The sequence below is a fragment of the Pseudomonas sp. B111 genome (assembly GCF_026428275.1).
Lineage (GTDB): Bacteria > Pseudomonadota > Gammaproteobacteria > Pseudomonadales > Pseudomonadaceae > Pseudomonas > Pseudomonas aeruginosa.
In genome coordinates this window covers 2855838-2870968 of sequence record NZ_CP097857.1, presented here as the reverse complement: position 1 = coordinate 2870968, position 15131 = coordinate 2855838, and the positions used below count along the sequence as shown (strand labels likewise).

10 protein-coding genes and 1 pseudogene are annotated in these 15131 nt (G+C 68.4%); 8 read left to right on the top strand and 3 right to left on the bottom strand.

All coding sequences use genetic code 11. The features are described 5' to 3' along the window. Window positions 1-106: 106 nt before the first annotated feature. Entirely contained in the window at window positions 107-916 is an 810-nt protein-coding gene (locus tag M6E97_RS13245) for a class I SAM-dependent methyltransferase (protein WP_015503071.1), read from the bottom strand. A gap of 167 nt (window positions 917-1083) precedes the next feature. Between M6E97_RS13245 and M6E97_RS13240 the strand changes: the two genes are divergently transcribed. From M6E97_RS13240 to metE, 6 genes are all read left to right on the top strand, one after another. Beyond that, complete coding sequence (locus M6E97_RS13240; protein ID WP_023112486.1) at window positions 1084-3045, top strand: TonB-dependent receptor domain-containing protein; 1962 nt, start codon at window positions 1084-1086, stop codon at window positions 3043-3045. Further along, entirely contained in the window at window positions 3045-6896 is a 3852-nt protein-coding gene (cobN, locus tag M6E97_RS13235) for a cobaltochelatase subunit CobN (protein ID WP_034005621.1), read from the top strand. Before M6E97_RS13240 ends, cobN begins: the two co-directional genes overlap by 1 nt. Further along, window positions 6893-7369 (top strand): MotA/TolQ/ExbB proton channel family protein, encoded by a 477-nt coding sequence (locus M6E97_RS13230; protein ID WP_015503068.1) that lies wholly within the window; start codon window positions 6893-6895, stop codon window positions 7367-7369. The genes cobN and M6E97_RS13230 overlap by 4 nt, the downstream gene beginning before the upstream one ends. Next, on the top strand, window positions 7369-7695 hold the full coding sequence (locus tag M6E97_RS13225; protein WP_003088238.1) for a DUF2149 domain-containing protein: 327 nt from the start codon (window positions 7369-7371) through the stop codon (window positions 7693-7695). The genes M6E97_RS13230 and M6E97_RS13225 overlap by 1 nt, the downstream gene beginning before the upstream one ends. An 80-nt stretch (window positions 7696-7775) precedes the next feature. Continuing rightward, window positions 7776-10046 carry an OsmC domain/YcaO domain-containing protein gene (locus M6E97_RS13220; protein ID WP_034005630.1) on the top strand — a complete coding sequence of 757 codons (2271 nt, stop codon included), beginning with the start codon at window positions 7776-7778 and terminating at the stop codon, window positions 10044-10046. Window positions 10047-10178: 132 nt separating this feature from the next. Continuing rightward, complete coding sequence (gene metE / locus M6E97_RS13215) at window positions 10179-12479, top strand: 5-methyltetrahydropteroyltriglutamate--homocysteine S-methyltransferase (protein ID WP_031636232.1); 2301 nt, start codon at window positions 10179-10181, stop codon at window positions 12477-12479. 61 nt (window positions 12480-12540) lie between these two features. Here the strand turns inward: metE and M6E97_RS13210 are convergent, their stop codons facing one another. Further along, window positions 12541-13110: a GNAT family N-acetyltransferase gene (locus M6E97_RS13210; protein WP_074197969.1), complete on the bottom strand. Its 570-nt coding sequence runs from the start codon at window positions 13108-13110 to the stop codon at window positions 12541-12543. A 46-nt stretch (window positions 13111-13156) separates the two neighbouring features. After that, window positions 13157-13453, bottom strand: coding sequence for a DUF7660 family protein (locus tag M6E97_RS13205; RefSeq protein ID WP_003088248.1), 297 nt, complete (start codon window positions 13451-13453; stop codon window positions 13157-13159). A gap of 308 nt (window positions 13454-13761) precedes the next feature. Between M6E97_RS13205 and M6E97_RS31200 the strand changes: the two are divergent. Together M6E97_RS31200 and M6E97_RS31195 are read left to right on the top strand one after the other, a co-directional pair. Beyond that, a pseudogene (locus M6E97_RS31200) lies at window positions 13762-14529 on the top strand (PAS domain-containing protein); the annotation flags it as partial. Next, on the top strand, window positions 14506-15057 hold the full coding sequence (locus M6E97_RS31195) for a methyl-accepting chemotaxis protein (protein ID WP_369700333.1): 552 nt from the start codon (window positions 14506-14508) through the stop codon (window positions 15055-15057). The pseudogene M6E97_RS31200 and the gene M6E97_RS31195, both read left to right, overlap by 24 nt. Window positions 15058-15131: the final 74 nt, after the last annotated feature.

Sequence of the window (15131 nt, the reverse complement as noted above, 5' to 3'; positions counted from 1 at the left end):
TTGTGGATTCTGGCGAGCGACGCCGAGCCGGCCTTGATCTGCGTCAACGTCCGGCGGATTGCCCGGGTTCCATTGGAGGTATTCCCCGCGCCCGGGTGACGGCGTATCAGGCCTGGGCGAGGCGGGCGAAGACCACGTAGTTGTCCAACTGCTGCCAGACCGTGGCGGCCTCGGCGAAGCCCGCCTGGCGCAGGGCGGCGAGATGGAAATCGAGCGAGCAGTCTTCGTCTTCGCTGGCGCGCCTGAGCGGGCGCCGCGCGAAATGGGCGTCGCGCTGCGCCTTCAGCGGGGCCAGCCGGGGGATCTGCGCGGCGCGTTGCCACCAGTCTTCCCAACTGTCCGCGCCGCTGGCCACGGAAGCCTGGAGGACCCGCTCGCGGTGCTTCCGGGACAATTCCGCGAGTCCCGGCCAGCGTCGGTCGTAGCGCATGTGGTCGGCGTTCAGCAGCACGCCGCCGGGGGCGAGCAGCTCGCCGGCCTGGGCGTAGAACCCGGCGAGTTCGGCGGGCGACAGCCAGTGCAACGCGGTGGAAGAGAGCAGCGCCGCGGGCCGTTCGCCGGCGAGGGACTCGCGCGCTTCGGCGACCCGTTCGGTCCAGCCTGGATCGGTGAGGTCGCACTCCACCACGCGGACCCGCTCGGCGAAACCGGCCAGCGCCGTACGCGCGATCTCCAGCAGCATGACGTCGGCGTCCAGCGCCACCACCCGCGCCGCCGGGAAGCGTTCGAGCAGGCGCCGGCCGAGGGAGCCCGGGCCGCAGGCGGCGTCGATGGCGGTGAAGCGCCCGTCGTGGCCGAAGAGGTCTTCGAGCAACTGGAACATCGCCTCGTAGCGCTCCTCGCGCTGGCGGATGTAGCCCTCCTGCTGGCGGTCCCAGCGTTCGAGGAGCGCCATGATCTGATCGGTTGCGGTCATCTTTCCTCCTGGGGGGCATGCCCGGTTGAGAGTGGGGTCCTGTGCTTCGAGGGATACGGCGAGCGAGACGTTCCCTCTCCTCGATGAAGAAGAAACGGCGGGCATTCTTCATTCGAAGAAATGTTATGTTATAACTTATGAATATTCATAATTCATACCTGCCGACCATGACCCCCCATTCCTCCCCGCACCGTCTTCCTCCGCTGCGGCTGGCCCGCGCCGTGCCGTTCCTCTACATGCTTCCCTGCCTGGCGCTGGCCGCGCCGGTCGACCTGGAGCCGACGGTGGTCAGCGCCACCACTACCGAGCGCAAGCTGCGCGACGCCCCGGCCAGCGTTTCGCTGATCGCCGCCGAGGACCTGCGGCGGCGCCCGGTGCGCGACCTGCAGGAAGCCCTGCGCGGTTCGGAAAGCCTGCAGTTCAACGGCGTCGGCATGTCCCGGCGGGGCATCAGCGTTCGCGGCATGTCCAGCGAGCACACCCTGGTGCTGGTGGACGGCCAGCGGATCTCCACCTCGTCCGGGGCCATCGCCCATTCCGACTTCGACCTCGGCTGGGTGCCGGTGGAGAGCATCGAGCGCATCGAGGTGGTACGCGGACCGATGTCCTCGCTCTACGGTTCGGAAGCCCTCGGCGGAGTGGTGAACGTGATCACCCGGCGCGCCACCGATACCTGGACGGGCAGCGGCCTGCTCGATGGCGGCGTGCGCGAGGACGGCCTCGGCGGGCAGAGCCACCAGCTCGGCGCCTATCTCGCCGGGCCGCTGGTCCCCGGCAAGCTGGGCCTCGCCCTGAACGGCGAGAGCCGCCGCCAGCAGGAAACCCCGGACGCCGACGAGCGCCGGCTCTCCGAGCTGGAAGGCGGCAACGCCGACAGCGGCGGGCTGAACCTCAGCTGGACCCCGGACGACGCCCAGCGCATCGACCTCGGCCACCAGCGCGGGCGCGAACGACGCTGGCGCAACAGCGAGACCGGGGGGCCGCGCTCGCGCTACTACGAGTCGCGCGACGTGATCGAACGCGAGCGCTGGTCGCTCGCCCACAATGGCCAGTGGGACTGGGGCAGCAGCCAGCTGCGCACCTACCGCAACCGCCTGGAGCGGCACAACGCGCGTTCCGACGGACAACCGCCGAGCAACCCGCAGCGCCTTACCGACAGCGTGGTCGACGGCCACCTCAGCGTGCCGGCCTTCGAGCGACATCTCTTCACCCTCGGCGGCGAATGGCGCAAGGAAGAATTGGAGGATCGCTCGGTGAATACCGCCGGCGACGCCAGCGCGCGACACAAGGCGTTGTTCCTGCAGGACGAGATCGCCTTCGGCCCGGACTGGTCGCTGACCCTCGGCAGCCGCTTCGACAAGCACGAGGCGTTCGGCTGGGAAAGCAGTCCGCGCCTGTACCTGCTGCACCACCTTTCCGATGCGCTGACCCTGCGCGCCGGCGTCGGTCGCGGCTACAAGGCGCCGAGCCTGAAGCAGCTATCGCCGGAGTATGCGGCGGTCGGCGGCGGCGGGCGCTTCACCATCTACGGCAATCCCGACCTGAAGCCGGAGACCAATACGTCCTACGAACTGGGCGCCGACTACCAGGGCGACGGCTGGTCGCTGAAGGGCACGGTGTTCGAGAACGATGTCCGCGACCTGATCCAGACCGTCTGCGTAGCACGCTGCGGGGTGCGCGGCGGCGAGGTGCGCAACTACGAGAACGTCGACAGGGCACGGATCCGCGGCCTCGAGCTGGGCGGCGGCGTGGACCTGCCGGCGGACCTGCGCTGGGAACTCAACTACACCTACCTCGACGCGCGCAACCGCACCGCCGGCCAGCGCCTCGGCGACCGCTCCCGGCACCTCGCCAACAGCCAATTGCGCTGGAGCCCCAATGCGCGCTTCAGCGCCCAGTTGCGTACCGAATACGTCGGCAGCCAGGTGGCCTACAGCAGCAACGTCGGCTACGCCTTGCCGGCCTACAGCCTGTGGCACCTGGAGCTGAGCCAGAAACTCAGCGAGAACCTGACGCTGCGCGGCGGCATCGAGAACCTTGGCGACCAGCGCCTGGCCGACGACGACACGCACTTCACCTATGCCGAACCTGGGCGGACCTTCCATCTCGGTCTGGTGGCGAGCTTCTGATGCGCCGTTCGCTACTCTTCTGCGGCGCGCTGCTGGCCAGTCTCTGTGCCTGGGCGGAGCCGGCCCAGGTGCGTCTGCTCAGCAGCGATTTCGTCCTCCCGGGCAAGCACCAGCGCCTAGCCGGTTGGGCGCGCGAGGCCGGTGTCGAGTTGCGCGGCCTGCGCCTCGGCATCGGCGAGGCGCCGCCCGGCGACTGGCTGGACGGCGGCGACCTGCTGATCCTCGACACACCGCGGCCGACCGATCGCGCCCAGGTCGAGCAGGCGCTGGGCGAGCGCTTGCAAGGCGGGACGCAACCCTGGATCCGCGTCGGCGGCGGTCCTCCGGGCTTCGGCAACCTGCCGGCGGCGCTGGGCGGGCGCCTGGTCGGCTACTACGCGAACGGCGGCGAAGCCAACCTGCGCCGGCTGTTCGAGGCGGTCCGACGCTGGCATGCCGGCCTGCCCGTCGACGCGTTGCCGGCGCCGCAGCCCCTGGCGCAGGCCGGCTTCTATCATCCCGACGCACCGGCGCCGTTCGCCGGCCTCGCCGACTACCTGGCCTGGGGCGCCTCGCGCTGGGCCAGCGACGCCCCGCGCATCGCCTTCCTGATCCCGCGCGGCGCCATCGCCGATGCCCAGACCGGCGCCATCGACGAACTGTTGCGGCGTAGCGAGCGGCACGGCCAGGCGCCGCTGGCGGTGTGGTTCGACGACAGCGATCCGGAAGCGTTGAGGAAGTCCTTCGCTGGCGCCGATGTCCAGGCGCTGGTCAACCTGCAGCACCTGCAGAACGGCCCGGCGCGCCGTGCCGAGTTCCTCGCGCTGGACGTGCCGGTATTGCAGACCCTCGGCTACCGCGACGGCAACGAGGCCGACTGGCTGGCCGCCTCCAGCGGGGTGGCGCCGCGTACCGCGGCGGCCTTCCTCGGCATGCCGGAAACCTGGGGAATGAGCGATCCGCTGGTGATCAGCGCCCTGGAGAACGGCGAGCCGAAGCTGATGGCCGGGCAGGCCGAGGCCCTGCTGGACAAGCTCGACCGGCTGCTGCGCCTGCGTCGCCTGCCGGCGGCGGACAAGCACCTGGCGCTGATGTTCTGGAACCACCCGGAGGGCGAGAAGAACGTCGCCGCCTCGCATCTCAATGTACCGGCCAGCCTGGCCCGTCTCGGCGAAGCGCTGCGGGCGGCCGGCTACCGGGTTGCGACGAGCGACGAAAGCGCGCTGATCGATACTGCCCAGCGCCTGCTCGGCGGCTACTACCGACCGCAGACCCTGGACGCGCTGTATCGCGACGGCCTCGCCGCGAGCCTGCCGCTGGACGCCTACCTGCACTGGTTCGAGGCGCTGCCGGCGGATCTGCGCGAGCAGATCCGCGCGCGCTGGGGCGACCCGCGTCGACATTGGGCCTTGCGCGATATCGACGGCCAGCGACGCTTCGTGTTCCCGGCGGCGCGCCTGGGTAATCTGCTGCTGTTGCCGCAGCCGCCGCGCGCCGGCCGTCCGGGCGAGGCCTACCACGACAGCGCGGTGCCGCCGGACCATCTCTACCTGGCGGTCTACCAGTTCGTCCGCGAGGGTTTCGGCGCCGACGCGCTGATCCATTTCGGCACCCATGGCACCCAGGAATGGCTACCCGGCAAGGACCGCGGGCTGGCGGTGGGCGACTACCCGCTGCGGGCGCTCGGCGACCTGCCGGTGTTCTACCCGTACATCCAGGACAACGTTGGCGAGGCGATCCAGGCGCGCCGGCGCGGGCGCGCGGTCACCGTCAGCCACCAGACGCCGTCGTTCGCCCCGGCCGGGCTGTACGACGAACTGCGCGACCTGCACCAGCTGATCCACGAATACCAGCAACTGGACGAGGGCGCGGTGCGCGAACGCAGCGCCGAGCAGATCCGCGCGGCGGTGCGGGCGGCGCACATGAACGACGACCTGGGCTGGAGCGAGGCAGCGATGCGCGAGGATTTCCCGGCGTTCCTCGGTGTGCTCCACGACCACCTGCACCGACTGGCCGGCTCGGCGATGCCGCTGGGGCTGCACACCTTCGGTGTCGCCGCCTCGCCGGAGCTGCGCCTGGGCACCGTCATGCAGCAGCTCGGCGAGCCCTACTACCGCGCGCTCGGTCTCGACCCCGACGAACTGTTCGCCGCCGATTTCAGGGCGCTGCGGGAAGGTCGTGCCTACCGCACGCTGCAACGCTACCTGCGCGACGGTGGCGAGATCGCCAAGGTGGCCGATCCGCGCCTGCGCGAGCAGTTGCTGCGCGCCCGCGAACTGGACCGCCAGCTCGCCGACACCGGCGAACTGGAGGCGCTGCTCGCCGGCCTCGCCGGGCGCTTCGTCGCGCCCGGGCCGGGCGGCGATCCGATCCGCAATCCGCAGGTACCCAGCGGGCGCAACCTGTTCGCCTTCGAGGCCGACAAGGTACCGACCCGCGCCGCCTACGAAGCCGGCGCCGAGGCCTTCGGCCAACTGCTGGAAAGCTACCGCGCCGAGCACCAGGGCAGGGCGCCGGAAAAGCTCGCCTTCAGCCTCTGGTCGTCGGAAACCATGCGCCACCTGGGCATCGTCGAAAGCCAGGCGCTGCACGCCCTCGGCCTGCGCCCGCGCTGGGACGCCGGTGGCCGCCTGCTGGCGCTGGACATCGTGCCGGCGGCGGAACTGGGGCGTCCACGGGTGGACGTGGTGCTACAGGTGACCAGTGTCTACCGCGACCAGTTCGACGGCTTCATGCGCCTGCTCGCCGAGGCCATCGAGCGCCTCGCCGCGCTGGACGAGCCGGGCAACCCGCTGGCGCGCAACAGCCAGGCGCTGGAGCGGCGCCTGCGCGAACGCGGCGTCGAAGCGCCACTGGCGCAGCGCCTGTCGCGCCTGCGGCTGTTCGGCAATGCGCCGGGCGACTACGGCACCGGGGTCACGCAACTGACCCTCGACTCCACCCGCTGGGACGACGACTCGGCGCTCGCCGAGCAGTTCCTCGGGCGCTTGCAATACGCCTATGGCAGTCGCGACTGGGGCGTGAAGCTGGATGGCGGCAACCTGTTCGCCGAACAGTTGAAGGGCGTACAGGCGGCGATCCTCTCGCGCTCCTCGACGCTCAACGGCGTGCTCTCCACCGACCACCCGTTCGAGTACCTCGGCGGCCTGTCACTGGCGGTACGCCACCTCGACGGCGCCAGCCCGGCGCTGTACATCGCCGACCTGCGCCAGCGCCAGCCGCGCACCACGGCCGCCGCGCAGTTCCTCGCCAGCGAGCTGCGCGGGCGCTACCTCAGCCCGCAGTGGATCGCCGCGATGCAGCGCGAGGGCTACGCCGGCAGCCTGGAAATGCTCGACCTGGCCAACAACCTGTGGGGCTGGCAGGCGGCGGATCGCACCATGGTCCGCGCCGACCAGTGGCAGGCGTTGCACGACACCTTCGTCATGGACCGCCGCGAGCTGGGTCTCGCCGAGTGGTTCGAAACGCACAATCCGACCGCCCAGGCGCAGATCATCGCGCGCATGGCCGAGGCCATCCGCAAGGGCTACTGGGACGCCAGCGAGCAGACCCGCCGCGAACTGGCCGAGCGCTGGCGGCAACTGGCGGCCGCCGGCGCCGGCGCCGGCGAGGTCGGCGCGGCGACCACCCGTGAATTCATCGAACGGATGGCCGGCGGTTTCGGCGAGGCCGCGGCGCAGGCAGAGGGCGCGGCCGCGTCCGGTGCCGGCGAAACGGTCAGCGGCCGCGTCCTCGAAGAAGTCGCGCCGCCGCCGTCCGGCGAGCCGCAGCCGTGGCTCCGGCTGACCGCCGCCGTGCTGCTCGCGCTGTTCGCCGCCGGCGCCGTCCGGCAATCCGTAGTCAATCGTCGTCCGATGGAAAATCGCTCATGAATGGTCTGGAAACCAGCCTCTACGAACTCACCCGCCTGTTCCTGCTGCCGGTGCTGCTGTTGATCCTCGCTGCGCTGGCCTACGCCTTCGTCGCCCTCGGCGGCTTCGCCATGGAAGCCTGGCAGCGCCGTCGCGGGCGCTACCGCTCGCGCCTGGCGGCCTGGCAGGCGCAGCATGGCGGCAACAGCGACGACCTCGAACTGTGGATCATGCAGCGCCTGGAATGGCTGCGGGTCACCTCGCGCAGCGCGCCGATGCTCGGCCTGGTGGCGACCATGATCCCCATGGGGCCGGCGCTGCTGGCGCTGACCCGCAACGACGCCCAGGGGATCGGCGAGAACCTGGTGGTGGCGTTTTCCGCGGTGATCCTGGCCCTGGTCGCCGCCAGCATCACCTTCTTCATCCTTACCGTGCGTCGCCGCTGGCTGCTCCAGGAACTGCGCGCCGTCGAACGCGCGCGGGAGGCCGGCTGATGCGCTTCCTCGAACACGACGAGGCGGACGACCCGATCCTCTCGATGGTCAACCTGATCGACCTGTTCCTGGTGGTGATCGGCATCCTCCTGATCGTCATCGTGCAGAACCCGCTCAACCCGTTCAGCCAGGACAAGGTGGTGGTGGTCGAGAATCCCGGCGAGGCGGACATGCGCATGCTGGTCAAGGACGGCAAGGAGCTGAAGCGCTACCAGGCCAGCGGCGAGATCGGCGAAGGGCAGGGCAGCCGCGCCGGGGTGACCTACCGCTTGGCCGACGGACGGATGATCTACGTGCCGGAGAGCGGCGGGGAGGCCGGCAAGTAGCGACGCGTACGGCGGAGAGCTGGGACTTTTGCCCGGAGTTCCCGGATAATGGCCGGTTTCCGTTTCTCTTGGTGCTCGCCGTGGAAGTAAAGGTCAATTTTCTCGATAACCTTCGACTGGAAGCCAGGTTCGATGATTTCACGGTGATCGCCGACCAGCCGATTCGCTACAAGGGCGACGGCTCCGCGCCGGGGCCGTTCGACTACTTCCTGGCGTCGTCGGCGCTGTGTGCCGCCTACTTCGTCAAGCTGTACTGCCAGACGCGCAACATCCCCACCGACAACATACGCCTGTCGCAGAACAACATCGTCGACCCGGAGAACCGCTACCGGCAGATCTTCAAGATCCAGGTGGAACTGCCGGCCGACATCTCGGAGAAGGACCGCCAGGGCATCCTCCGCTCCATCGACCGCTGCACGGTGAAGAAGGTGGTGCAGACCGGGCCCGAGTTCGTCATCGAGGAGGTCGACAACCTCGATGCCGACGCCCAGGCGCTGCTGATGCCCGGCACCGATGCCGCCGGCTGCACGCGCATCCCGGGCAAGGACCTGCCGCTGGAGCAGACCATCGCCAACCTGTCGGCCATCCTCGCCGACCTCGGCATGAAGATCGAGATCGCCTCCTGGCGCAACATCGTGCCCAACGTCTGGTCGCTGCACATCCGCGATGCGCAGTCGCCGATGTGCTTCACCAACGGCAAGGGCGCGAGCAAGGAAAGCGCGTTGGCCTCGGCGCTGGGCGAATTCATCGAGCGGCTGAACTGCAACTTCTTCTACAACGACCAGTACTGGGGAGAAGAGATCGCCAATGCGGCGTTCGTCCATTACCCGGACGAACGCTGGTTCAAGCCCGGCCGCGACGATGCGCTGCCGCTGGGACTGCTCGACGGCCATTGCCTGGCGATCTACGACCCCGACGGCGAGCTGCGCGGCTCGCACCTGTACGACACCAACTCGGGCAATGTGCAGCGCGGTATCTGCGCCTTGCCCTTCGTGCGCCAGTCCGACGGCCAGGTGGTGTATTTCCCCTCCAACCTGATCGAGAACCTCTACCTCAGCAACGGCATGAGCGCCGGCAATACCCTGGCCGAAGCGCAGGTACAGTGCCTGTCGGAGATCTTCGAGCGTGCGGTCAAGCGGCAAATCCTCGAAGGCGAACTGGCGCTGCCGGACGTGCCGCCGGAGGTGCTGGCCAAGTACCCGGGCATCCTCGCCGGGATCCGCGGCCTGGAAGAGCAGGGCTTCCCGGTACTGGTCAAGGACGCCTCGCTGGGCGGCGAATTCCCGGTGATGTGCGTGACCCTGATGAATCCGCGCACCGGCGGCGTGTTCGCTTCCTTCGGCGCCCACCCGAGCTTCGAGGTGGCCCTGGAGCGCAGCCTGACCGAGCTGCTCCAGGGGCGCAGCTTCGAGGGCCTGAACGACCTGCCCCAGCCGACCTTCGAAAGCCATGCGCTGACCGAGCCGAACAACTTCGTCGAGCATTTCATCGACTCCAGCGGCGTGGTGTCCTGGCGCTTCTTTAGCGCCAAGGCCGATTTCCCGTTCGTCGAGTGGGACTTCACCCGGCAGGGCGAGGCTGCCAACGCCGAGGAAGCCGCGACCCTGTTCGGCATCCTCGAAGCCATGGGCAAGCAGGTCTACATGGCGGTGTACGAGCACCTCGGCGCTACGGCCTGCCGGATCCTGGTGCCGGGCTACTCGGAAATCTATCCGGTGGAAGACCTGATCTGGGACAACACCAACAAGGCCCTGGCGTTCCGCGAGGACATCCTCAACCTGCACCGCCTCGACGATGCTGCGCTCGGGGCGTTGCTGGAGCGCCTGGAAGACTGCGAGGTGGACGACTACACCGACATCACCACGCTGATCGGCGTCGAGTTCGACGACAACACGGTCTGGGGCCAACTGACCATCCTCGAGCTGAAAGTGCTCATCGGCCTCGCCCTGAAGCGCTTCGAAGACGCCAAGGAAGGCGTGGAGGCGTTCCTCCAGTACAACGACAACAGCGTCGAGCGCGGCCTGTTCTACCAGGCGCTGAACGTGGTGCTGGAGGTCGTCCTCGACGACGAGCTGGAGATCGCCGACTACGAGGCCAATTTCCGCCGCATGTTCGGCGACGCGCGGATGGACGCCGCGCTGGGCTCGGTGGACGGCAGCGTGCGCTTCTTCGGCCTGACGCCGACCAGCATGAAGCTGGAAGGGCTCGACCGGCACCTGCGGCTGATCGACAGCTACAAGAAACTGCACGCGGCGCGAGCCAGGATGCAGCCCGTGGTCGACGGCGAGGCCGGCGCTGCCGCGGCTGGCGGTCTCAAGCCTCGGCGCATGGCGATCCGCAAGCGCAAGTGAGGAGGGCGTCGAGGTCAGGGCGCGAGGATGATCATGAGGGAAACTTGATTTCATCACGAAGAAATTGAGTTTGTCTCATGGCATGAGTCTCCCGAGAATCCCTCCATCGACCTTTCGACTGGAGGAACACCCATGGCCCTGGCCCACACTCTCGGCTTCCCACGCATCGGACGCGATCGCGAACTGAAAAAAGCCCAGGAAGCGTTCTGGAAGGGCGAGCTGGACGAGGCCGGCCTGCGGGCCGTCGGCCGGCAGCTGCGCGCCGCCCATTGGCAGGTACAAAAGGACGCCGGCATCCAGTTGCTGCCTGTCGGCGATTTCGCCTGGTATGACCAGGTGCTGACCCATTCGCTGACCTTCGGCGTGATCCCCGAGCGCTTCCGGGCGCACGGCGAGGCCGGGCCGACCCTGCATACCCTGTTCGGCATGGCCCGTGGCGTCAGCGACGACAGTTGTTGCGGCGGTGCCCATGCCCAGGAAATGACCAAGTGGTTCGACACCAACTATCACTACCTGGTCCCCGAGTTCAGCGCCGACCAGCAGTTCCAGCTGAGCTGGGAACAACTGTTCGAGGAGGTCGACGAGGCCAGGGCCCTCGGCCACCAGGTGAAGCCGGTGCTGATCGGTCCGCTGACCTACCTGTGGCTGGGCAAGGCCAAGGGCGCCGAGTTCGACAGGCTCGACCTGCTGGACCGCCTGCTGCCGCTCTACGGCCAGATCTTCCGTCGTCTCGCCGGCCAGGGCGTGGAGTGGGTGCAGATCGACGAGCCGATCCTGGTCCTCGACCTGCCGCAGGCATGGAAGAATGCCTTCGAGCGCGCCTACAACCTGCTACAGAGCGAACCGCTGAAGAAGCTGGTCGCCACCTACTTCGGCGGCCTGGAAGACAACCTGGGCCTGGCCGCCAACCTCCCGGTGGACGGCCTGCACATCGACCTGGTGCGAGCGCCGGAACAGTATCCGAGCATCCTCGACCGCCTGCCGGCCTACAAGGTCGTCTCGCTGGGCCTGGTCAACGGGCGCAACGTCTGGCGCTGCGACCTGGAGAAAGCCCTGGAGGTGGTGCGCCATGCCCGGGAGCGCCTGGGCGAGCGGCTGTGGGTCGCGCCGTCGTGCTCGCTGCTGCACAGCCCGGTGGACCTGGAACGCGAAGACGGGCTGGACGCCGAGCTGAAGAGCTGGCTGGCCTTCGCCGTGCAGAAGTGCCGCGAAGTCGCGGTGCTGGCCCGTGCCGCCACTGAGCCGGAAGCCGCCGAGGTGCTTGCCGCCCTGGAAGAGAGCCGTGCGGTCCAGGCCAGCCGCGCTTCCTCGCCGCGAATCCACAAGCCGGCCGTGCAGGCGCGCCTGGCCGCGATCAAGGCAAGCGACGCCCAGCGCCGCTCGCCGTTCGCCGAACGCATCGCCAGGCAGCGTGCCGGGCTCGACCTGCCGGCGTTCCCGACCACCACCATAGGCTCCTTCCCGCAGACCTCGTCGATCCGCCTGGCCCGCCAGTCGTTCAAGCAGGGCAAGCTGAGCGAGGCCGAGTACATCGAGGCGATGCACAGCGAGATCCGCCATGCGGTGCAGATCCAGGAACAACTGGGGCTGGACGTGCTGGTACACGGCGAAGCCGAGCGCAACGACATGGTCGAGTACTTCGCCGAGCAACTGGACGGCTACGTCTTCACCCGCTTCGGCTGGGTGCAGAGCTACGGCTCGCGCTGCGTGAAGCCGGCGGTGATCTATGGCGACCTGAGCCGTCCGCGGGCCATGACCGTGGAGTGGATCAGGTACGCCCAGAGCCTTACCGACAAGGTGATGAAGGGCATGCTGACCGGCCCGGTGACCATGCTGATGTGGTCCTTCCCGCGCGAGGACGTGTCTCGCGAGGTGCAGGCGCGCCAGTTGGCCCTGGCGATCCGCGACGAAGTGGTCGACCTGGAGGCCGCCGGCATCAGGATCGTGCAGATCGACGAGGCGGCTTTCCGCGAAGGCCTGCCGCTGCGCCGCAACGCCTGGCCGCACTACCTGGAATGGGCCACCGAGGCCTTCCGCCTGTGCGCCTCCGGAGTCCGCGACGAAACCCAGATCCATACGCACATGTGCTACAGCGAGTTCAACGATGTGATCGAGTCCATCGCCGCCATGGACGCCGACGTGATCACCATCGAGACCTCGCGTTCGGACATGGAGCTGCTGGAGGCCTTCGAGCAGTTCGACTACCCGAACGAGATCGGTCCGGGCGTTTACGACATCCACTCGCCACGCGTGCCGAGCCGGGAAGAGATCGTCGCGTTGCTGCGCAAGGCAGCCCGGCGGATACCCGCCGAGCGGCTCTGGGTCAACCCGGACTGCGGCCTGAAGACCCGCGCCTGGCCGGAAACCGAGGCAGCGCTGGTGAACATGGTCGCCGCTGCCCGCGAACTGCGTGGCGACCTCGCCTGCGGTTGACCGGCGGGCCTGGTGAGCGGAACGGGACGCCTGGCGTCCCGTTCCGCATTTGCACGTCGGTTCAGCGCGGAGCGTCCACCAGCGCCCGTAGCACATGGTCTTCCCAGACCCCGGCGATCTTCAGGTAGGCGCGGGCGTAGCCCTCCTTCTCGAAGCCGAGGCTTTCCAGCAGGCGCTCGCTGCGTGCGTTGCGCGGCAGGTGGCTGGCCATGATCCGGTGCAGGCCGAGCTGCTCGAAGCAATACCGGTTGGCTACCCGCAGGGCACGCGCCATCAGGCCGCGGCCCTGTGCCGCAGCGGCCACGGAAAAGCCCAGGTGGCAGGCCTGGAATACCCCGCGGACGATGTTGGTGTAGCTGCAGCGCCCCAGCACCTCGCCGTCGTCGGGATCGAGCAACAGCAGGAGAAGCGCCTCGCCTTCGTCCATGCTCGCCACCTGTAGCAGGGTGCGGGCGCGGGCGTTGTCCACGGAAAAATACCCCGGGTCGCGCAGCGGCTCCCACGGCGCCAGGTGCTCGCGGTTGGCGTTCTCGTAGCGGCTGGTCCGGACGAAATCGTCGGGTTGCAGCGCGCGCAGGAGGAAGTCCGCGTCGCGATGCAGTATCGGCACCTGCCGCCGGTTGCCCGGCAAGCCCCTCGGGTAGCCGGGCGGGAAGGGCTCCAGGGCAGACTTGAAGTCATTCATAGAACTTGCCCGCCAGCATCAGTTGCGCCGCGCGCCGCCAGGCATTCTCCGGCCTGGAATAGCCCGGCAGGCCGTCGCGGGAGTCCTCGCCCCAGGTCGCGGCGGCATCGAGGAAGCCACCGATGCTGCCGTTCTCCCAACCCAGCGGGCTGGGGCCGAACGGCTTCGGCGGGTTGGCGGCGGCGAGGCGGCGGTCTTCCTCCCAGTCCGCCGCCAGCGCGGCGAGGAAGCGCAGGTAACCCGCTTCGTCCTCGACCTGTTCGGCCAGCGCGTAGAGATCGGTTGCCATGTGCTTCCTCCTGGAGGTGGGGTTCGGGGTACGACGGCGCGCGGTCGGAGCGCGGTCAGGCCGGGCGCCTCTGGCCAATGCCGGCCTTGGCCACCGCGATCGGCAGGGCGTAGCGATCATAGCGCGGGCCGGCGCTTGCGTGGCTGATGGCGCGGACGCGGGGCCACGCCCGGCAGGGGACGGACGGTGCCGCGGGCGCCGAGGAAAATTGCCGGACCCCGATCTACACTGGCGTGTAGCGGCAGGACGACTATCTCCGGTTCTCCACTCCCTCGCGATGGACAGGTGCCATCAAGGAGTCGTGCGCGATGCTCTTCGGCAGAAAAAGCAGGGCGGTCGAAAGCGCCGCCAAGGATGAAGATGTAGCGTGGCGACTCGAGGCCATCGGGCAGAACGTCGCCACCATCCGATTCACTCCCGATGGCCAGATACTGTCCGCCAACCCGCTGTTCCTCGCGGCGGTCGGCTATTCGGCGGACGAACTGGTCGGCAAGCACCACCGGATCTTCTGCGAAGAGGACTACCAGGCCTCTGCCGCCTACGTGCGCTTCTGGAAGGAACTGGCCAGCGGCACGCCCCAGCGCGGTGTGTTCAAGCGCCTGCGACGCGACGGGTCGCCGATCTGGCTGGAGGCCACCTATTTCCCGGTGAAGAATGCCGAAGGGGCGGTCGTCGAGGTGCTGAAGATCGCCGCCGACGTGACCCGCAACCATTCCGAACTGCTCCTGCTCAACGCGATCAACGACTCCATACGCCAGTCCATGGCCGTCATCGAGTTCACCCCGGACGGCGAGATACTCGATGCCAACGAAAACTTCCTGCGTCTCTTCGGCTACAGCCTCAAGTCGCTCAAGGGCCAGCACCACCGCATGCTCTGCTTCGACGAGTTCTATCGGGAGAACCCGGATTTCTGGGCCCGGTTGCGGCACGGCGAATTCTCCCGCGGGCATTTCGAGCGCCGCACAGCCGCCGGTGAGCGGGTACATATCGAAGCCACCTACAACCCGGTCAAGGACGGTTCGGGGCGGATAATCAAGGTCATCAAGTTCGCCATCGACGTTACCGAACAGGTCAATCGCAACGAGGAAGTACGGCGCGCCGCCGAGCTGTCGTTCTCCACCGCGGAAGAGACCGCGCAGATTTCCACCCGCGGCATCGACTCCCTCGACCAGTCCGTCGCCCTGTCGGCCAAGACCCTGTCGATGGTCAACACCGCCGTCGGCCTGATTTCCCAGCTCACCCACCAGACCAAGGACATCGAGAACATCGTCACCACCATCCAGAGCGTCGCCGAACAGACCAACCTGCTGGCCCTCAACGCCGCCATCGAGGCTGCTCGCGCCGGCGACATGGGGCGCGGCTTCGCGGTGGTCGCCGACGAGGTGCGGCAACTGGCGGCGCGCACCAGCGGCGCCACGGTGGAGATCAAGAACGTGGTCACCGAGAACGTCAAGCTGACCCAGCAGATCAACCACAACATGCAGACCATCGAGTCCAGCGCCCAGGAGAACAACAACCAGATCACCACCGTGGCCGGCATCATGCAGGAGATCAGCAAGGGCGCCGAGCACGTGGCGCGGGTGGTGTCGAGCCTGTTCAAGTGACCTCGGCGCAGGGCTCCGGCGGCCGATAGCGGCGCAGGCGTCGAGCATCCGCCCGCCTTTGTGGCATGGCCATG

Excerpts from the sequence above, each read along its gene's own strand:
- M6E97_RS13245 (WP_015503071.1), bottom strand. The coding sequence starts at position 916 with ATGACCGCAACCGATCAGATCATGGCGCTCCTCGAACGCTGGGACCGC.
- M6E97_RS13240 (WP_023112486.1), top strand. The coding sequence starts at position 1,084 with ATGACCCCCCATTCCTCCCCGCACCGTCTTCCTCCGCTGCGGCTGGCC.
- cobN (WP_034005621.1), top strand. The coding sequence starts at position 3,045 with ATGCGCCGTTCGCTACTCTTCTGCGGCGCGCTGCTGGCCAGTCTCTGT.
- M6E97_RS13230 (WP_015503068.1), top strand. The coding sequence starts at position 6,893 with ATGAATGGTCTGGAAACCAGCCTCTACGAACTCACCCGCCTGTTCCTG.
- M6E97_RS13225 (WP_003088238.1), top strand. The coding sequence starts at position 7,369 with ATGCGCTTCCTCGAACACGACGAGGCGGACGACCCGATCCTCTCGATG.
- metE (WP_031636232.1), top strand. The coding sequence starts at position 10,179 with ATGGCCCTGGCCCACACTCTCGGCTTCCCACGCATCGGACGCGATCGC.
- M6E97_RS13205 (WP_003088248.1), bottom strand. The coding sequence starts at position 13,453 with ATGGCAACCGATCTCTACGCGCTGGCCGAACAGGTCGAGGACGAAGCG.